Origin of the sequence: Schaalia sp. Marseille-Q2122 (genome assembly GCF_903645355.1) — a bacterium.
Lineage (GTDB): Bacteria > Actinomycetota > Actinomycetes > Actinomycetales > Actinomycetaceae > Pauljensenia.
In genome coordinates, this window is record NZ_CAHJXR010000002.1 from 134,263 (window position 1) to 153,529 (window position 19,267).

19 protein-coding genes are annotated in these 19,267 nt (G+C 61.1%); 6 read left to right on the plus strand and 13 right to left on the minus strand.

What is annotated here, in order from left to right; genetic code table 11:
• Positions 1-83 precede the first annotated feature (83 nt).
• Positions 84-1,385: an ISL3 family transposase gene (locus tag HWX48_RS01570; RefSeq protein ID WP_175953986.1), complete on the minus strand. Its 1,302-nt coding sequence runs from the start codon at positions 1,383-1,385 to the stop codon at positions 84-86.
• Positions 1,386-1,628: 243 nt separating this feature from the next.
• Between HWX48_RS01570 and HWX48_RS01575 the strand changes: the two genes are divergently transcribed.
• Entirely contained in the window at positions 1,629-1,811 is a 183-nt protein-coding gene (locus tag HWX48_RS01575) for a hypothetical protein (protein ID WP_175953988.1), read from the plus strand.
• 162 nt (positions 1,812-1,973) lie between these two features.
• Here HWX48_RS01575 and HWX48_RS01580 read toward each other — a convergent pair whose 3' ends face one another.
• The 12 genes from HWX48_RS01580 to HWX48_RS01635 all read right to left on the minus strand — a co-directional run bounded on the left by HWX48_RS01580 (position 1,974) and on the right by HWX48_RS01635 (position 11,236).
• Positions 1,974-2,291: a hypothetical protein gene (locus HWX48_RS01580; RefSeq protein ID WP_175953990.1), complete on the minus strand. Its 318-nt coding sequence runs from the start codon at positions 2,289-2,291 to the stop codon at positions 1,974-1,976.
• Positions 2,292-2,543, minus strand: a complete 252-nt coding sequence (locus tag HWX48_RS01585) for a TMEM175 family protein (protein WP_175953992.1) — start codon at positions 2,541-2,543, stop codon at positions 2,292-2,294.
• 190 nt (positions 2,544-2,733) lie between these two features.
• Positions 2,734-3,372, minus strand: a complete 639-nt coding sequence (locus HWX48_RS01590; RefSeq protein WP_175953994.1) for a hypothetical protein — start codon at positions 3,370-3,372, stop codon at positions 2,734-2,736.
• Positions 3,369-4,184: an ImmA/IrrE family metallo-endopeptidase gene (locus HWX48_RS01595; protein ID WP_175953996.1), complete on the minus strand. Its 816-nt coding sequence runs from the start codon at positions 4,182-4,184 to the stop codon at positions 3,369-3,371. Before HWX48_RS01595 ends, HWX48_RS01590 begins: the two co-directional genes overlap by 4 nt.
• A complete protein-coding gene (locus HWX48_RS01600) occupies positions 4,181-4,510 on the minus strand; it encodes a helix-turn-helix transcriptional regulator (RefSeq protein ID WP_175953998.1) in 330 nt (109 codons plus the stop codon). The genes HWX48_RS01595 and HWX48_RS01600 overlap by 4 nt, the downstream gene beginning before the upstream one ends.
• Positions 4,511-4,615: 105 nt before the next feature.
• Positions 4,616-5,395 carry an ABC transporter permease gene (locus HWX48_RS01605; protein WP_175954000.1) on the minus strand — a complete coding sequence of 260 codons (780 nt, stop codon included), beginning with the start codon at positions 5,393-5,395 and terminating at the stop codon, positions 4,616-4,618.
• Entirely contained in the window at positions 5,373-6,428 is a 1,056-nt protein-coding gene (locus HWX48_RS01610; protein ID WP_175954002.1) for an ABC transporter substrate-binding protein, read from the minus strand. Before HWX48_RS01610 ends, HWX48_RS01605 begins: the two co-directional genes overlap by 23 nt.
• 47 nt (positions 6,429-6,475) lie before the next feature.
• On the minus strand, positions 6,476-7,075 hold the full coding sequence (locus tag HWX48_RS01615; protein WP_254872927.1) for an ABC transporter ATP-binding protein: 600 nt from the start codon (positions 7,073-7,075) through the stop codon (positions 6,476-6,478).
• A gap of 110 nt (positions 7,076-7,185) precedes the next feature.
• On the minus strand, positions 7,186-7,974 hold the full coding sequence (locus HWX48_RS01620; RefSeq protein ID WP_175954004.1) for a class I SAM-dependent methyltransferase: 789 nt from the start codon (positions 7,972-7,974) through the stop codon (positions 7,186-7,188).
• A gap of 162 nt (positions 7,975-8,136) precedes the next feature.
• Positions 8,137-8,481 (minus strand): cupin domain-containing protein, encoded by a 345-nt coding sequence (locus HWX48_RS01625; RefSeq protein ID WP_175954006.1) that lies wholly within the window; start codon positions 8,479-8,481, stop codon positions 8,137-8,139.
• Between the two features lie 276 nt (positions 8,482-8,757).
• A complete protein-coding gene (locus tag HWX48_RS01630) occupies positions 8,758-9,981 on the minus strand; it encodes an AGE family epimerase/isomerase (protein ID WP_254872907.1) in 1,224 nt (407 codons plus the stop codon).
• A gap of 244 nt (positions 9,982-10,225) precedes the next feature.
• Entirely contained in the window at positions 10,226-11,236 is a 1,011-nt protein-coding gene (locus HWX48_RS01635; RefSeq protein ID WP_175954007.1) for a LacI family DNA-binding transcriptional regulator, read from the minus strand.
• Between the two features lie 133 nt (positions 11,237-11,369).
• Between HWX48_RS01635 and HWX48_RS01640 the strand changes: the two genes are divergently transcribed.
• The 5 genes from HWX48_RS01640 (at position 11,370) to HWX48_RS01660 (ending at position 19,208) form a co-directional block, all read left to right on the plus strand.
• A complete protein-coding gene (locus HWX48_RS01640; protein WP_254872908.1) occupies positions 11,370-14,501 on the plus strand; it encodes a glycoside hydrolase family 38 C-terminal domain-containing protein in 3,132 nt (1,043 codons plus the stop codon).
• Positions 14,502-14,601: 100 nt separating this feature from the next.
• The gene (locus HWX48_RS01645; protein WP_175954010.1) at positions 14,602-15,867 is read left to right on the plus strand and encodes a hypothetical protein; all 1,266 of its coding nucleotides are present in this window, start codon (positions 14,602-14,604) and stop codon (positions 15,865-15,867) included.
• A 56-nt stretch (positions 15,868-15,923) separates the two neighbouring features.
• Entirely contained in the window at positions 15,924-17,222 is a 1,299-nt protein-coding gene (locus HWX48_RS01650) for an extracellular solute-binding protein (protein ID WP_175954012.1), read from the plus strand.
• 37 nt (positions 17,223-17,259) lie between these two features.
• Positions 17,260-18,297: a carbohydrate ABC transporter permease gene (locus tag HWX48_RS01655; protein ID WP_175954014.1), complete on the plus strand. Its 1,038-nt coding sequence runs from the start codon at positions 17,260-17,262 to the stop codon at positions 18,295-18,297.
• Positions 18,294-19,208, plus strand: a complete 915-nt coding sequence (locus HWX48_RS01660) for a carbohydrate ABC transporter permease (RefSeq protein ID WP_175954016.1) — start codon at positions 18,294-18,296, stop codon at positions 19,206-19,208. Before HWX48_RS01655 ends, HWX48_RS01660 begins: the two co-directional genes overlap by 4 nt.
• Positions 19,209-19,267: the final 59 nt, after the last annotated feature.

A 19,267-nucleotide genomic window follows, 5' to 3' on the forward strand; every position in this document is an offset into this window, starting at 1 on the left:
GAGATTTGGTTGGCTGACCTAGAGAGCGTCGCTGAGTCCTGGGCGTGGCTGCTCACTCAAGCAGGTTTTGTGGCTCTTCCGATTTAAGGGTGTAGGTGGGGTTTGAAGCCGCCTGTTTCTAGTAGGCTGCGGATGATGTAGTTGGTCAGGTTGCGAAAGCCCAGAGCGGTGCCGCGTAGGTGTTCCAGGCGTCCGTTGAGTGCTTCGGTGGGGCCGTTGCTGGTCCTGGGATGGTCGAAGTAGGCCAGGATGTCACCGGCGCGTTTCTTCAGTGTTCGTCCCAGGGTAATGACCTCGCTCAGGGCGGCAGGTACGCCGCTAGAAATCGCGGTGATCAGTTCTTGCATGAGTCTTTTGCCCTTGGCCCGCTCGGGCTGACGGTAAGCGGCCACCATCTTCTGGTACACACCCCAGGTCACCTCGACTTGGGCATGGTCATCGTTGGCGAAGAGCGCGTCTAAACGCTTGCGCTGGGCAGGGGTGAGCAGGTCGCTACCGGTGTGCAGAGTACGGCGGGCCTTGTACAGGGGATCATCAGCCCGTCCCCGCCGTCCATGTAGTTCTTGCTGAACACGCCGACGACACTCATCAAGCGCCTGGCCTGCCAGGTGTACTACGTGGAAGGGATCGAGCACGGCCCTGGCCTGGGGCATTTCCTCGGTGGTGGCGGTTTTAAACCCGCTAAAACCGTCCATCGCGACCAGTTCCACGCCATCTCGCCATGCTCGGGGCTGCTGGGCCAGCCAGCCCTTGAAAGCCTGCTTGGAGCGGCCCTGGACCATGGCGAGTAGCCGGGCCGGGCCAGTGCCATCCTTGACGGGGGTTAAGTCGATGACCACGGTTACGTACTTGTCACCTGCGCGAGTATGGCGCCAAACATGCTCATCCACGCCGATAACTCTGACTCCTTCAAGCCGGACGGGGTCGTTGATCAAGAGGCGCTGTCCTTCGGCCAGCACAGCATCGTTGGCGGTGTCCCAAGCCACGGACAGGCCCTGAGCGATGCGGGATACGCTCAGGTGTTGACACACCAAGGCTTCCAACGCCCAACGCACCGCACGCCTCGATAGGCGTGCCCTGGGCTCAGCTGCCAGGTCCATGTTCTGACGCCATACGTGTGCGCATTCCTGGCAGCGGTAACGGCGCAGTCGCACTTCCAGTGTGGTGGGACGCCATCCAAAGGGCTCGTGAGCCAGCCGGCGCTTGACCGTGTCACGTGCCAAGCCTTGACAGCCACACCGCCCACACCAGTCATCAGGCTCGACCAGGCGGCATTCCAGTATCGCCCGCTCAGGCTCGACACGCTGGCCAGTAACGACAAGACCAAGCTCGTCCAAGCCAGCAAAAGTAGTCAGATCAGGCGCGACGAAGGTAGCGTTGGACATGTTGAGGTCTTTCGTGTGGGCGGTGTGATGACTCCCATCATCGGAAGACCTCAACCCCTACCCACACACCAACACACCCTCCCCTGGATCACACCACCAATACACCCTCAATTGGGAAGAGCCGGTTTTGTCCTCGCAGATGACTGGGGGAGTGGCCAATCCTGGCAGGCGGGTGGCGCTTACCTGACGCTGACGACCTCGCCCAACGCTTCGGCTACTGAACACGACCGCAGGCGTCCGGGCATGAACCACATTGCACTCAAAACCGCTTCAACGGACGCGGTTGACGCCATCATGGCTCAGGCCTCCGCGCATGGCTGGACTCCTCTCTACCATGAGCGCTACCCGCACGCGGGCGGGCCGCAGCACTACGCCGGATGGCTCGAGAACGCCCAGGGCTTCAAAGTCGAGCTCGTCGCTGAATGAAACTGCTCAACCCCCTCACCCCCCGCTCCCCGCAGCGGGTTGGCAGAAAATAACCGAACGCTTCCGGTCGGCTGGACACCACTACACGACTAAGCACAACAACGGCCGGGACCCGGCCGGATAGCTTCGGAGTGTGTCACGGTAGGCGGGCAAATAGAAGAATTACGCCTTCTTCTGCCCCAGCAGGTCTCGCACGATGCGCACAACACCGTAGGTTAAGAAAATCGTGAACGATACAGCCGGGTAGAACAACGCAACCAGAGTGCCAGCCGCAGTAATCACTACGGATAAAGCACCAGTGTTTCGTGTCTGAATCTCGCGTGCATCGGCAGAGGACGTGCCCAGGTCACGAATGATCTCGCGCTGCAACTCGTTAAAGGACACCGTGCTTGTCAGTAAGAGAGCGCAGAACACCGTGGCAGGAATCGGGTCGAATGGTTGTGCCCCCGTCCACTCGATCACAAAAGGCAGTAAGGCCATCTAGAATAACCAATTGAGGTTCTTCCACATGATCTTCGGTGTCACAGATTCCAATGGATCAAACAAACGATGGTGGTTAATCCACTGAATGCCCACAAAGGTGTAGCCGATGACGTAGGCCATCAGCAAAGAAGCGAAGGGCTTCAATGACGCGGCATCAAAGCCTCCAGGTGGATTGAGTTTTAGGACGGTGATGGTTAAAACGATGGCTAATACGCCATCACTGAATGCTTCTAAACGACCTTTAGACACGTGCGATCCTTACTCGTCGATACTATGTCGCTGCTCACGTGGTGTGTATCGCTGAGTAATCCTATCCTCTCGCAGCCTGAGCCCGCCCTCGAATCCCGCGTTAATGCCGCGGGGGCTGAAGGGGCCAGGCGCAGGCGGTGGGTAGAGAACCGGCGCAGATACAAGCTAGAACTTGGCGTCGAAAGAGGCGTTAGAGCTGGGAGGATGAACGCCCTCTCCACAGAGCTTTATCCAAGAGACCTGTCTGTTCAATGGGCAGCAGGCCATCATCTAGGGCACTCATACGCTCATAAAGTGTGCGCATGGCGCCTCTGTCTGGAATGTGCTCACTACCAATAGCAGCGCGTAACACGCTGACAGTCGTAATGCAGGATATTGTCCCAATTTCCGGAGTCTTGATGCGTAGACGATCTAATTGTCGTGAAGCCCGTGCCACCATCTGTTGTCCCGCTCCGTCGTCAATGAGTACCACGACAGACTTCCCAGCTAAAGCTTGGGCAAAGGCGTGGGTGACCACCATAGTCTCCCCAAGGTCCTTGGGGCTTCGTTTTCTTTGTGGAAGTGGCTGATGGATAACGAATCCTGAGGCATGTGAGAGCTCATCAGTGACCTCGTCGGACAAGACAATCACGTATTCTCCGGTGGTAACACGGCGAAGAACCGACTCCGCGGCTCTGAAACGATGATCCTGCTGTGACTTCCTGATGATCTCGGCGTGGACCGTTTCGGGCATCGCCAACCTGCCGACGGTGCCAATCAATAGGCGTTCCTCATTGACCGAGAAGAAATTCAACCCTGGCCCAGCGTCCATAATGATGCGTTCGCTCATTCTGGATCGCTCGCATCCTCCAGTCCGCTGAGGTCAATGTCTACCTGAGGTAGATCGCGGAGCTCATAATCGGCAAACGATGGAAGGGCGGGAGTGATGCCCGCTTCTTCGAGCTCTTGAAGCACGAGATCTTCGGGTAGGCCTCGTAAAGTAGCGATGACTTGCGCTGAGATTAGCCCGTCAGCGTATGCCGAAATCGCCCGAGCAATGAGCTTTTGCGGTGGCCGGATCCGATTTGATGTCTCTTGAAGAGTCGCATAGACCTCACTCCAACCAAACTGGGTTGCGAGATGTGGTGTCGTTATGGCTTTCCAGGAGTTCACTGTCTCCTGATCGATGATTTTTGCATCCCGCATGGCAATGGCAGCCATCTGTGGGGAGACTAAGAAGTGCTGTACTACAGACGACAGTGAATGTAATGAGCAATGATCGCCCTCGCCAAGAAAAGCTTTTACAGCTTGGTGTGGGATGAGAAGATGTCGGGCAAAAGCATCGGCGCGTATCTCCTGCCTATCTCGTTTTCCTAGCTCAACGGTGTGATCCTCGAAAAGAATATGTCCAAGCTCATGTGCCAAAGTGCTGCGTTGACTCATAGGGTTCATCGTCCGCGCGACACCAATGAAAGTGGTATCGCGTTCGGGATCGCTCATCGTTAAACCGTGATCGTCCTCAGGCACATCGAGGACAGCAACGTCACATCCTGTCGACAGCTCGATCAGCCGAATCAGATCGTAGATTGGCTGCGAGCCAAGTCCATTCTGAATCCGGAACTCCTGCGCCTTCTGTTGCGCTTGCGTTTCGTTCCTGCTCATTGCCCCTCCGGCACACCCAGTTCATCGAGCATGGCGTCAATCTCCATGAAGTGGAGCAGGCGAGATTTCAGAGCATCGACATTAGAGCCATTCGTTGAGCGTGCAGCGCATCGAACGCGCTGAGCAACTGCACTGCCCGTGAGCTGGGTTGTTGAGCATCCGATTGCATCGGCGATGAGGATGAGCTCGGGCATCTTTAATGGCCGCTCACCAGACATGATCCGGCTAATCGTAGGTTGAGAGATGCCAGTTTTTTCAGCAAGCTGCCGTTGAGAAATGCCTGATGTATGTAACGCGGTAGAGATAGCGTTGAGCGTGGAGTCCATAGTGACCACCTCTACGTGAATCAGTTTCCTAAAGCTGATTCAATCCTATCGTCGCGCCTCCTTTGCGTCCAGAGAAAGTGGTGCGAGTCTCCGGCCAAACCCACCTCACCCAACACCCCGCACCACGGCCAAGCGCCGCTGCAGGGGAGCGGTGGAGAGCTTCTCAATGATCAGCGCCAAGGTTGCTAACAGCAGGGCGTAGGCAAAGACCTGTGGCGTCTCAATATTGATCTGCGCCAGGCGGATCGCCCCGCCCAGGCCGCTGGCAGTGGCCAGCAGTTCCGCCATCACCGCGACCCGAAGCGATTGCCCCAACGCCACCGTCGTTGCTGCAAGAAAGGGAGGTAGCACCAGGGGAACGATAATGTGCCAGGCCCGCTCATACCGGCTCAAACCAAAGACTTGCCCCATCTCCGACAAGGACGGGTCAATGCCGCGCACAGCCGTGGCGGTGGTGCGGACCAACAGGGGCGTTGCCACCAGGGCAACCACCAGCATCACGGCCTCGCTGCTCGATCCCAACCACACCAGCGCCAGGATGACGAAGACGACGGCGGGCGTGGCCAGCAGGATCTGAATCATTGGCTGGCAGAAGGCTTCGAAAGCAGGCCAACGCCCCATGGCGCTACCCCATAGTGCGCCAATGAGAATCGCCAGGCCCAGCCCTATACCGCCGCGCATGACGGTCAAACCCAGCGCGTGCCAGAACTGCCCGTGGGTGACGATCTCACTGAGCGCGCGGAAGGTCGACAGGGGAGAGGGCAGCACGTACTCGTGCTGGCCATGAGCCGCCCAGGCCCAGGCCAGCACGAGGATAACGCAGCCAGCAGTGGTGTACAGCCAGCGGCGGGTGGCGCCCAGCTCAGCCCGCATAGAAGCGGTCATCGGGCAGCTTTCCACCATAAATATCGGGGTTGACCTCACCCAAACGTGTCAGGAAATCCTCATAGGCCTCACGCGCTTCCGATGCGGGCACCATATTCAACTGCAGGCGAGGGATAACCTTCTCCACCACCGGCACAGGCAGGTCGTAATGCTGAGCAATCTTCTCCAAGGTCGCCTTATCGCCCGCGTTAGCCTTCTCCACGCCAGCCTTCACCTCGGCAATGACAGCGTCCACCAGCTCAGGATGCTCATCAACCAACGCGCCGGGCATGACCAGGCCAGCCATGGGGAAACGCGCCTCCTTACCGGTGACCTTCGCCCACTCCTGCTGCAAGTCCAGGGCGCGCGTCAGGTTTTTGCCGTTCTCAGCGGCCTTCGCCTGGGCGATGGTGGCGGCATGTTCAGGCAGGACAACCCAGTCGACCTCGCCCTTCATCAGCAGACCAATGGCTTGCTGGCCGTCCTCGGCGTAGACGGGCTCGATGTCATCCTTTGTGAGGTTGTTCTTGCTCAGCAGGTAGCTGAACACCAGGTCGGGCATGTTTCCGGGCAGCGGGATGGCGACCTTCTTGCCGCGCATGGCCTCCCAGTCGCCCTCGGTGGTGCCTTCGGGGGCGAGAACGAAGAGCATGCCCCACACGACGGGGCCGACGAGCCGCACGTCAATGCCCTTGTTGTACAGGTTCGCGGCGACGTAGGCGGGGGTGGCGGCCAGCTCAGCCTCGCCGTTCATCAGGTGGGATTTGAGCTGCTCAACGCCGTCCCAGTTGGACACGCTGTGCGCCTTCGCAACGCTATCGAGGTTGCCATGGTCGCCGAAGGTAGCCATCGGCGCGCCAAAGGCCATGGTTTGGGGGACGATGGCGCGCACCTGGTCGAGCTGGTGGTCGTGCGCCTCTGCCGCTGGTGTGGCCTGTGCGGATTGGGTGGCCTCGTGTGACGAGGCCGAGGCGGGGGCATCTGTTGGCGTGGAGGCGCAGGCGCTGAGGGCCAGGGCGCCAGCGCAGAGGAGGGCAAGGGGGCGGATTCTCATGGGAGTCCTTTCGAGAGTAGAGGGTGAGTGAGGAAGTCAGTAAGGGGTTAGCGTGGGTGGGGGTTGAGCGTCCAGGAGCCTGGCGGCCCGTCAAGGTGAAGGCGCTGGGTGGACACGGCGTTGATCTCTTCCATGTCGTGGGAGACCCAAACGGTGGTGAATTGCTTGTCGCTAATCAACTCGGCGAGCATGTCGCGCAGGTCGCGCAGGTCGCGCGCCAGGGGCGCATCCAAGGCTGAGAAAGGCTCGTCGACCAGGAGGAGTGTGGGCTCGGTGGCCAGGGCGCGGGCGATGGCCACGCGCTGGCGCATGCCGCCTGATAGCTGTGCGGGATAAAGGTCCATCGCATCAGCCAGGTGCAGGCGTTCCAGCCATTCTTCTGCGCGGAAGAATGCATCCGCGGTGCGCAGGGGCAGCATGACATTGGAACGCACGCTGCGCCACGGCAGCAGGCGGGCTTCCTGGAAGACCATGGCGATAGGCCCTTCAGGCAGGCTGATAGTACCCGAGTAGTGGCTGCTCAGGCCCGAAATGCACCGCAGGAGTGTGGTTTTCCCGCAGCCCGATGGGCCCGACACGCCCAGCACCTGGCCCGGCGTGACTTCAAAGGACAGGTCATTGACGAGGCGCAAGTCCCGCCGTGACACGCTCAAACCTGTCACTTTAAGGGTGCCTGCCTGGGCGGATGCCGTTGGAGGGAAGGTGAGATGCATTGGGCCAGGCGCTAGTGTGGCTGCCATGCGCGCGCTCAGGAGGCTCATCCTTCGTGCGGTTTCACGGCCACGAAAGCGAAAGCGCACAGGTGTTCTTGGTGTGCGCGGAAGACCTTACGCATCGCAAGTAGGCGAGCCCGTGCACGCGGATTGCGCGCCACATTGGTGAAGAAACGCAGGGCGCCGACAACGCCCTCGTCAGCGAAAATACGGCCAGGTTCGAGGAGGGCCATGGGGTTGGTGTCCTGGTAGGTGACGGTGAAACCGGCATCTTCCAAAAGGCTCTTCCAGTGTGCGGCGGTCAGGGGGCGGGCGTTGACGTTGATTGTGCGTGAGAGCGCGCGTCGGATTTCTTCCTCGGCCTGCGCGGGCACGTCGTCGGGGCGCAGACCCAGCTCGTGGATGGCGTAGCGCCCGCCGGGGGCGAGTAGGCGGAAGGCTTCGGCCATGATGGCGCGCTTGGCTTTTTCGCCCTGCATGGTCAGCATGGCTTCGCCAACGACGAGGTCGGCGCTGCCTGCTTCCAGGCCCGTATCTTGAGCGTCCGCTGCGACGAGGCGGGCAGAATCCAGATTGGCAATGATCTGCTGTACGGCCGCGCTGCCTTCAGGGTGGGGGTCAATCCCGGTGTAGCTGCGAGGTTGCGCGGCGAGGAGGAGCTTAGCGGTCGTACCGACACCGGGACCGAACTCAACTATGCGGTCGTTGGTGCTAGGCGAGGCTGCCCGCAGAAGACGCTGGGTTAGTGCAAGGCCGCCGGGACGAAGAACCTTCTTACCGAGTTTCGCCAAAAGCCAGTGTCCGGGTGCAGGCTTATTCTCACCGTTGTTCATGGAGTCTCCTTGCGATGGCTCTCTTTGGGCATTCGAGGCTGCCATGAGAGAGCAAAATATTTACGTCATGAGGATGTTTCCATTTTAGGTTAGGGGTGCCTTATGAGTGGAGTGAAAAGAAACCCCGCTCACGAGTGCGAGCGGGGTTTTCGAGAAAATGGGCTACTCTTCGTCACCAACTAGGACCAAGGTCAGTGCCATGTGGCAGGGTTCCAGAGCCTCCAGGGCATGGCGCTCATTGGGTGCCAAGTAGATGACATCCCCGGCGGCAATCTCATGCGGCTCGCCAGCGACAGAGAATGACATGCGCCCCGACAGGAGCTGGACGATGACGGCGCGCGGCGAGGCGTGCTCGGTCAACACCTGGCCCGCATCCATGCTGAAAAGCACCTGGCGCAGGACCGAGTTATTCACCACCACGCGCGAGGTGGTCGCCTCGGTGATGATCGGCAACTGCTCAAGCAGGCCAGTGTGGACGATGGACTCAGAAACGGGGGTTGAAGGCATGAGTGCTCCAATCAATGATGCGGGAAGGTCTCTCAAGGAGTGACTAAGGCAAGCCTTACATACTTATGACGGCTTCGCCTGGGACCTGTGGAGGCGGCCGGGCTAAGTTACGTGACACTTGTTGTCTTGTGTGACAGGTATAGCTGTCACACTGTGCAACAAATGAGCTCTAGCACAACAAGTGCAACCCAACGCAACAACTGTCACCTAAGTGCAGGTAAAGCCGTCGCGAGGGAGCCCTCATAGCGGAGGAATACCCACGAAAAGGGACGATATTTAGCGCAGCTGCGCCAAGCCTGCCGCAAAGCTCGCCGACAGGGGCAGGGTGCCAATAATCATCGTCTGGAAAGCATGGTAAATGTCTGGCTTGCCTGCCCATGTGCCCTGCGCTGGCGCATTGAGTGCATCCAATTCGTGACGCCACTGACCGGGAGCCTCAATCAAGTAACGCTGCGCGTACTCCCAGAACAACTCCACGTCGTACCCATACGAGGCATCCCCCGTCGTCAGTTTCAGGGTCTGCGCCGTTGCGATCGCCTCACACAGCACCCAGTGCATACGCTGGGTAACCACCGGGTGGCCCTCAAAGTCCGTGGTGTAGACAAAACCGGGCTGCCCATCCACACCCCAGCCCTCCAAGAGCGCCAGACGGTACATAAACGGAGGGATCGCATCCAGACGCTCATCGCGCGCCACTCCAGCCTCGTCGCAGGCGAAAGCCAGCTGGGCAAACAAACGCGCCCACTCCAGCCAGTGGCCAGGCGTCGAACCGTAGGGGCGGAACTTATCAGCAGGAATATCCCGGTTGTACTCCAGCTGAGCCTCCCAACGCTCGTTGAAGTGCTCGGGCAGGCGGAAAGCATGATCGGTGAACATCGAAGCCACCCGCGCTCCAATCCGCGAGGCTCGCTCCAAATGCTCACGTTCGCCCGTCGCACCCCACGCGCCCAGCAAGGCCTCCACCCAGTGCATATTGGCATTGACGCCGCGATAGGGATCGACCTCCAAGGTCAGCGGATCGCGAGCATCAACGACCATGCCCGCCTCGTCATCCCACCACAGGCCCTCAAAAGACTCAATGGCTTCACGCAGCAGCTCATCAGCCTGCTCCACCCCAGCCAAACGCGCCGAAGACGCCGCCAACACCACAAAAGCGTGATCGTAGGACGTGCGCGCACCAGGAGCGACGCTCCCATCCATCTCCACGCGGGAATACCATCCGCCATCAGAGGCAGCCCGCAGCGCCCCCGAACGCAAAGCGGCAATGCCATGCGCAGCCAGGGGAGCATACTCCCCGTGGCCCATCAACATAGCTAGGGCGAAACAGTGCGTCATGCGCCCCGTAATCCACAACTGCACGCCCTGCGCATCATCCACCGTGCCCGCATCGGACAGCCATCCAAAGCCATGCTCAATGCGAGACTGCGCGCCAAAGGCAAGAAGGCGGGTGGCCTCGTCATTCATGGCGGACTGCATGTCCACAACCTGCTGAGTGTTCACGGTATCTCCTTTGATGCGTGCGGTGGCGGAAACTGCCAGAGGCAAGTGCTCGCCTTGATGCTAGTAGGCGCTCAACAGGTCTACAAGGGGGCGTTGAATGGAGGCAAACGCCACGACACAGAGAACTAAACGCGTTTAGCGTTGCGTGGTGACAAAAATGGTCGCACCTGGTGGTAAAAAACAGGCCCAAAACGGGCACATTTTTACCACCAGGTGCGACCACAACGCCCCCACACGCAGCGAGTCAGTCGCGATTGCCCGCCGAGGATGCCCGCACAATCAAATGCGGCACCCCCTCATGCACGGTGTACGGTTCAGCCCCCTCCAACATATCCACAAGCACCTGCGCCGCATGCTGGCCCAGGGTCGACGGATCTCGATCAATCGCAGAAATCGCCGGAGTGACAATCCGGCAGATCGCCGAGTCCTCACACGATACGACAAACACATCCCGCCCGGGCTTCACATCGTTATCCGTCAACGCCTGAATGCCACCCAGGGCCAGGATCTCGTTTTCATAAATGAAAGCCTGGGGGACCTGTGTGGAGGCCAGCAGGCGATTCGTCTCGATATAGCCCGAATGCTCCGTAAACTCCGTCTCGGCCGCCACCTGCAAAGTAACGCCGTGCTCCTGCGCGTAAGCCGTCAAAGCCTCCACACGGTGACGAATATGCGTCTTTGATGTCCGACCGCACACATACGCCCAGGAGGTCTTTCCCCGCTCATGCAGATGCTCAGCAATGACCGTCATCATCCCCGCATCCTGACCAATCACCGCCCCAGAGTGGGGCAGGACATCGCCGACAAACACTGCGGGCATCCCAATCTCATGCAAGAAGGCATCGCGCGGGTCATTGTGGCGCGGATCCAGGGCAATGACCCCATCGACGCGCCGCTGCCCCCACCACCTGCGGTAGACCTCCAGCTCGTCCTCGTCACTGGTGGACATGTGTGTCACCAGGCCAAGATCAGCCCCGGCGAGGGTGCCCTGCAAGCCCAGCATGAAGTTGAAGAAGAAGCGCTCTGAGGAGTGTGAGCTCTTTGGGCGGGGAATGACGAGGCCCACCGCGTGTGCGCGAGAGATGGACAGTGCGCGAGCAAGGGGGTTGGGGGTCCAACCCATGGCGTTTGCGGTGGCGAGGATGCGCTCGCGGGTGGCTGTGGAGATGCCGGGTTTTCCGTTGAGGGCGAAAGAGACAGCCGTGGGGGAGACACCTGCGGCGCGGGCGATGTCGCGGATAGTGGGTCGCTTCATGCTGGACCGGGCCTCCTGGAAACTGTGATGAGATCTTTATCGTTCCCAATATTACTAAACCGGATTAGTAACTACACTCCAAATCACACGTCACAGCACACACTTCACCGACGAAGTCCATGACGAAGGAGCCATGGTGCACGACAACAGGAGCATTCTCGAACAGCGTATCCAACGCACCCTCATCGAGCGCATCCTGCCTGCCCAAACTAGCATCATCGGCGCCCTCGATATTGACCTTTGGCGGATCCCTTGCGACATTCACCAAGGTCGCGCCGTCATCGCCGAACCCGTCTCCTTTGACACAGCACTCAACGCCCCCTTCGAACCCTTCGCTGTCGGAACCTCATGGGGCGCCCCCTGGCAGACCACCTGGTTTCGCATCAGGGCAACCATTCCCGCCGCAACCTCCCTGAAGGGCAAGGACCGCCTCGAAGCCGTCATCGATCTGGGCTGGGATGACCACTCCGTCGGCTTCCAATGCGAAGCCCAGGTGCGCGATATGAACGGGCGCGCCATCAAAGCCCTCAACCCCAAGAACCGGTGGATCCCCCTGCCCGCCACCACGCCACACACCGGCCCTCATACCGTGGAATTCATGATCGAGGCCGCCGCCAACCCCCTGCTCCTAGCAGTCCCACCCTTCCAGGTCACCGCCGACGGCGACAAAGTCACCTCCAGTCAAGACGACCTCTACACCCTGCGCCAAGCCGACATTGTCATCGTCCACCACGAGGTTGAAGCCCTCGCCCTCGACATCGCGGTCCTGCGCGAAATGATTGCCGAGGTGGACAACTTTGGCGACGCCCAATGGCGCATCCTCTTCGCACTTAATGACGCCCTTGACGCCCTCGACCTTGATGACGTGCCCGGCAGCGCCTCCCACGCGCGCGCCCACCTGGCCCCCTTCCTCTCTCGCCCTGCTCTGCCTGGCGCCCACACCCTCAGCGCCGTCGGCCACGCCCACATCGACACCGCGTGGCTGTGGCCGCTGCGTGAAACCCGCCGCAAGGTCGTGCGCACGCTCTCCAATGTCGTCAATCTCATCGAGGGCGGCACCGGGCTGGTCTTTGCCTTGCCCGCCGCCCAGCACCTGGCCTGGATTCAGGAGGATGACCCCGAGCTGTTTGAGCGCATCCGCGACTGCGTGGCGGACGGATCAATCGTGCCGGTGGGTGGCATGTGGGTTGAACCTGATTCTGTCCTTCCCGGCGGTGAGGCCATGTGTCGCCAGCTCGTGGAGGGCATGGGCTGGATTGAGGACACCCTGGACTACTCCTGCACCGAGATCTGGCTGCCGGACTCTTTTGGCTACTCTGCGGCGCTGCCCCAGATCGCCCGCGAGGCCGGCATCGGCCGCTTCCTTACCCAAAAGATCTCCTGGAACCAGGTCAATGTCTTTCCCCACCACACGCTGTTGTGGGAGGGCATTGACGGCTCACGCATCTTCACTCACTTCCCGCCCGTGGACACCTACGGCGCAGAGGTGACCGGCGCGAACCTTGCCCACGCCGTCGACAACTTCAAGAACAAGGGCCGCGCCAGCGTCTCCATGCTGCCCTTTGGCTACGGTGATGGGGGAGGCGGCCCTACCCGCGAAATGCTCGGCCGTATTGAGCGTTTCTCTAACCTTGAGGGTGCACCCCAGGTGGTCATCGAATCACCGACCGCTTTCTTTGATAAGGCCGAGGCCGACCAACCCAATCCGCCCGTGTGGGTGGGCGAGCTCTACCTCGAACTCCACCGCGGCACGCTGACCAGCCAGATCAACACCAAGCAGGGAAACCGGCGCAGCGAAGCCTTGCTGCGCGAGGCAGAACTCTGGGCCACCATCGCCGCCCTCAATACTGACTTCGCTTACCCGCATGAGGCCCTGCAGGAAGCCTGGCGCACGGTGCTACTGTGCCAATTCCACGACATCTTGCCCGGCACCTCCATCGCCTGGGTCTACCGCGAGGTGGACGAGCTCTACGCCCAGGTGCGCAAACAGCTGACGGCCATTATCGACGCTGCGCTTGAGAGTCTGAGTGCCAGCGCGGGAAGGCAGGCGACGGGTGGGCAGAATACAGGCCTGCCAGGCGAGGCAGACGCACGCATCCTCGCTAATGCCACCTCCTTCCCCCTCCATGGCGTCCCACCCCTGTCCATCGGCCCGGCCCGCACAGGCCATACCCCTGCCGTCACCCTCGACCCGGCCACGCGCACCCTTGATAACGGTCTTATCCGCGCCCGCTTCGACGAGGAAGGCGCCTGCGTGTCCCTCGTCGACCTGGAAACCGGCCGCGACTACATTCCCGCAGGTGCTCGCGCCGGCGAATTCCACCTCCACCAGGACTTCCCCAATATGTGGGATGCCTGGGATATCGACCCCTTCTACCGCGGCTCTCGCAGTGTCATCACCGGCATGCATAGCGACGGGCCGCGTCTAGAAGAGGGCGAAGGCGTTGTGCGCGCCCACGCCTGCTTTGGCTCGCGCAAGGAATCCGCAGTGTACCTCCAGTGGATCCTGCGGCGGGGCGAAAAAGCCCTGGACCTGCACGTCGAAGCCGACTGGCATGAGACAGAAAAGCTCCTCAAGCTGGCCCTACCCGTCGACATTCACACCGACCACGCCCAGTATGAAACCCAGATGGGCCACATTGTGCGCCCCACCCACGAGAACACCTCCTGGGACGCCTACAAGTTCGAGGTCGGCGCCCACCGCTGGCTGCGCCTGGCCAACGCTGGAGCCAGCCTGGCTATTGCCAATGACGCGACCTACGGCTGGGATATCACCCGCCAGGCGCATGAGCCTCGTGGGACCTGGGCGGCCGTGCGCGCCACCCTCGTCAAATCCGCACAATACCCCGACCCCCACCAGGATCAGGGCAGGCACCAGTGGAACTTCCGCCTCCTGCCCGGAGCTGACGTCCTCCACGCGGTGGCCGCAGCTCAGGACCTCAATCTTGGCCGCCGCCAGCTCACCCACCTGGCAGGCAGTCTCAACGTCCGCGCACCCTTCACCCTTGAGGGCGCCGTCGTTGAATCCGTCTCCATGGCCTCTGACGGTAGCGGGGACATCCTCGTGCGCGCCTACGAAGCCGAAGGAGGCCCCCGCACAGTCACCCTCACCACCGACGGCACACCCCAGCTCACTGACCTGCGCTACCGGCCACGCGGCGACGGCCTGGCCCTTGAACGCGAGGGCACCACCTACACGGTGGAGGCTGGCCCCTTCCAGATCCTCACCTTCCGCATCACGCCCACCCCACACCGTAGGCAATGACATGGCGGCACTGTTCTGGTGGCAAGCATCCTCAGGCTGCCAGCCCCCGTACTGACACGGCGCACCCGCGCAGACAGCACAACTCAGGAAAGACGAAACGATGAAGTTTGGTGTTAACTACACGCCCCGCGGTGGGTGGTTCCATTCCTGGCTCGACTTCGACCCGGCCCGCGTGGCAGAGGACATGCACACCATCGCCGAACTCGGCGCCGACCACGTCAGGATCTTTCCCCTGTGGCCGATCCTCCAACCCAACCGCACCCTCATTCGCTCCCAAGCCATTGACGACGTGGCGACAGTGGTGCGCCTCGCCCACGAGGCCGGCCTGAACTCCAGCGTGGACGTCCTCCAAGGACACCTGTCCTCCTTTGACTTCCTGCCCTCCTGGGTGTCCACCTGGCACCGCCGCAATCTCTTCACCGACCCCAACGTCGTGGCCGGTGAAGTGGCCCTCGTTAAAACCCTGGCCGCCGCCATCAAAGACCAGCCCGGCGCCACGGGCCTGACGGTCGGCAACGAGTTCATCCAATTCGCCGCCCTGCGCCACCCCGACGCCGACCGCATCACCCCCGACCAGGCAGCTCAGTGGCTTGCCACTCTGTTGGGCGCCGCCAAGGAGGTCTGGCCCGAGGGCGTGCACGTCCACTGCCACGACGATGACCTCTGGTTTGACGACACCCATCCCTTCACGCCATCTTCTGCCGTGACCTACGGGGACCTCACCACCGTGCACAGCTGGGTCTTTGGCCGGGTCGGACCCCGTTTTGGTGCGGGCACCCCGCAGCTGACCTACTTCGCCCGCTACCTGTGCGAACTCGCCGCCGCATGGTCACCCGACCCCGCGCGCGGCCTGTGGCTCCAAGAGATCGGCAGCCCCGACAACTACGTTGCCGTCGAGGACGGGCCCGCCTTCCTCCTCGACACCGTCGACACCCTCATGGGCGCCAACGGCGGGGGAGTGAGCCCCAATCTTGAAGCCATCACCTGGTGGTGCTCCCACGACGTGTCCCGCGCCCTGGCCGACTTCCCCAACCTTGAGTACTCCCTGGGCCTCATTGACGAGGGCGGGCGCATCAAGCCCATCGGCGAGGCCTTCGCTGAGGCCACCCGCCGCTACCGCGACACCCACTACGCCCCTCCACCCGCAGCTGGGGGTGCAGGGGAAGGACAGGGGCGCGACAGCCTCGTCTTTGATCTGCCTCAATGGGAACGTTCAGCAACGGATGCTACCCATACATTCTTTGACCAATGGATGGAGCACGCCCTCGCCGGGGACGTGCGTGCCATTGAACTCAATACCGACGGCTACGTCGAAAAAACAGGGACAGAGGGCAGCGTTGCCCCCTTCCTCTCCACGCGGGACTAGCCCGCCGTAAACCCATAACAGTAAAGAACCTGGATCATCCAATGAAGGAGGAGACCATGCGCACCATGCGTACACTCACCGCGGCGGTCGCACTGACTGCAGCAATTAGCCTCGCTGCCTGCACCGGCGGCACCGTCACCGGAGGCGGCGAAACCCCCGCCCCCGCCAGCGGCGACATCGCCGTTGAAGGCGGCGAAATCACCTTCCAAACCTGGTCGCTGAAGAACGACCGCTTCACCCCCTACTTTGAAAGCGTCATCGCCGCTTTCGAAAAGGACAACCCCGGCGTGAAGGTCAACTGGATTGACCAGCCCGGCGACGGCTACGAGGACAAGATCCTCCAGCAGGCCAACTCCGGTGAACTCCCCGACGTCATCAACCTTCCCCCAGAATTCGCCTACAAGCTCGCCCAGGTCGACCAGCTCGTCGACCTTAAGGCCGCCGACAGCGCCAAGGTCGGTGAATACGTTGAAGGCGCCACCAACGCCTACGTCTACCCCAATATTGACGGCGTATACGGCTACCCCTGGTACCTGGGCACGGACCTGAACTGGTACAACACCAAGATGCTCAGCGAAGCAGGCGTGGACGCCACCAAGCTTCCCACCGACCTTGACGCCCTCTTCGCCATGGCCTCCGAGGTCGCCAAGGCCACCAACGGCAACGTCAAGATGATCTCCGACGTGCCTCGCACCGGCACCCTCTCCGCCGCAGGCGTGGAGATCTTCAAGGACGGCCAGTTCGTGTTCAACACCCCCGAAGCTGTGAAGGTTGTCGAACGCTACAAGAAGGCCTACGAGGACGGCGCAATGCCCGCCGAAGCCCTCAACGCCGACTACCTGGGCAACAAGACCCTCTACTTCCAGGGCAAGACCGCCTGGACCACGGGCGCTGCAGGCTTCGCCTCCGACCTCGCCAAGGAAGCCCCCACCCTCGTGCCCGACACCGTCGTCACCCCACGCATCGGCCACCCGCCCTTGTTCATCCAGGGCATCTCCGTTGCCAAGACCTCCAAGTACCCTGAGCTCGCACTGAAGTTCGCCCAGTTCGTCACCAACACCGACAACCAAGTCGAATTCGTCAAGATCGCTCAGGGCTTCTTCCCCGGCACGAAGGAAGCCAACGCCAACCCCGACACCTTCACCTCCGTCATCGAATCCGACCTGCAAAAGGTCGCCACCGAAGCCGCAGCCGCCGCCATGGGCGATGCCACCCCTGAATACCCGATCCAATTCACCTACGACATGGACACCTACCTCAAGCAGCAGATGGCTCTGGCCGTCAAGGGTGAAATCGGCATCCAGGAAGCCCTCGACAAGGCTGTCGAATACGCCAATAAGAATCTCGTGAAGTGATCGGCTGCGAAAGACCGAGATCCACAGGGAGGGGACTATGAAGTCTTACCGCTGGTACACGCCGTACCTGCTACTAGCACCCGCAGTGATCTGGGTGGTGGTGTTCTCAATCTGGCCGTTCCTCAATACGGTCTACCTCGCGTTCACCGACGCCCGCCCACTGCGCACCCCCAACTTCGTGGGCATGCAGAACTTCATCGACCTCTTCGCCGACGAACGCTTCACCTACGCCATGGTGACCAGCTTCGTGTACGTGATCGTCTGTGTCCCTCTGCTGACCTTCCTGCCGCTCCTTCTGGCTCTCCTGGTTCAAAAGCGGCTCCCCGGGATCTCGGTCTTTCGCACCACCTACTACTTTCCTGTTATTGCCTCGGTCGTCGTTGTTGGCATCATCTGGGCGTGGCTCTTTGACTCCAAGGGCATTATCAACGAATCCCTCATGTTCACCGGCCTCATCAACCAGCCCATCACCTTCCTCATCGACCGCTGGCTCATTCTCCTGTCCGCAATCTCCCTGACCGTGTGGAAGGGCTTGGGCTACTACATGGTGGTCTATCTCGCTGCCCTGACCAATGTCTCCAAGGAACTTCACGAGGCCGCCGCCCTTGACGGGGCGGGCGCATGGCGACGCTTCTGGTCAGTGACCGTCCCGGCGGTTAAGCCCGCCATGCTGCTCATCTCGGCGCTCATCACGGTGGCCGCCATGCGTATCTTCTCTGAAATCTACGTGCTGACTAACGGATCGGGTGGCCCCGGCGGCCAGGCTCAATCCCTGGTCATGCTCATCCAACAAACGGGCAAGGGCCTCAACGGTAACCTCGGCTACGCCTCAGCCATCTCCGTCGTCCTCTTCCTTCTGACCATCGGCCCACTGCTGGTTGTGGGCTGGATCAACCAGGGTGCGGAGATCCGCGAAGCATGGTCGCATCGGGCAATCCGCCGCCGCGTCGAACGCGACGCCAAAGCCCGCGCTACAGCATCCAGCGCAACAAGCGCCCGCCAAACAGCTACCAGCGCAGCCTCCGCCGACACCGGCGCAGCACACACCCCCACCCAAGGAGGAGTCACACCATGAGCGTCCACGTTGCACACCCGACGCGCTCGCGGGAGGTCACCTCGACGGAACGCCCCTGGCGTCGCAAGGGGGAAGCCAACTTCGACAAGCCCACCCTGCCGGGCATGATCGCCCGCTACGCCCTGATGATCCTCATTATGATCATCACCGTCGGCCCATTCCTGTGGCAGCTGTCGACCTCCCTTAAAGGGCCGATGGAGGATATCTACACCTTCCCGCCCAACCTCATTCCCCTCGAACCTACCCTGGCGAACTACGGCGAGGTCACGCGCACGATCCCCGTAGTCTCCTACGCCTGGCACTCCCTGCTGGTGTCGGTAGCGACGGTAGTCACCAATGTCATCTTCGCAACGGTCGCGGGTTACGCCCTGGCAAGCATGCGTTTTAAAGGCAAGGCCATCATTATGGGGCTGATCTTGTCCACGCTGCTGCTCCCTGGTGAAGTTACGCTGACCTCCCAGTACCTGACGATCAAGTCCTTGGGTTTGGCCAATAGCCTGGCGGGCGTATTCCTCCCCACGGCGGTGACGGCCATTAATGTCCTACTCATGACGACGGCTGCGGCCTCGGTGCCGCCCTCGATTATGGATGCGGCCGCGATTGATGGGGCGACGACCTTCCAACGGATCCGCCATATTCTCTGGCCGAATGTCAAAGGCATGGCGTCCGTGGTTGCCCTCATGTCCTTCATTCAGGCCTGGGATGACTTCCTGTGGCCGCTGGTGGTGCTCTCTGACCCGGCGAAGTACACGCTGACCGTGGGGATGCAGTACCTCAACTCCACCTTTGGCTCCAACCCGCGTGTGGTGGCGGCCGGTACGATGATTGCCTTGCTGCCCATCATTATCCTCTTTGTCTCCACGCAAAAGCAGTTCTTCCGTGGCGTGGAGGCAGGCGGCGTCAAGGGCTAAGAAGCTCAGCACACCCGGGCAAGCGTTCGCGGTATTTCTGTGCTCCCTCAATGGGGCGG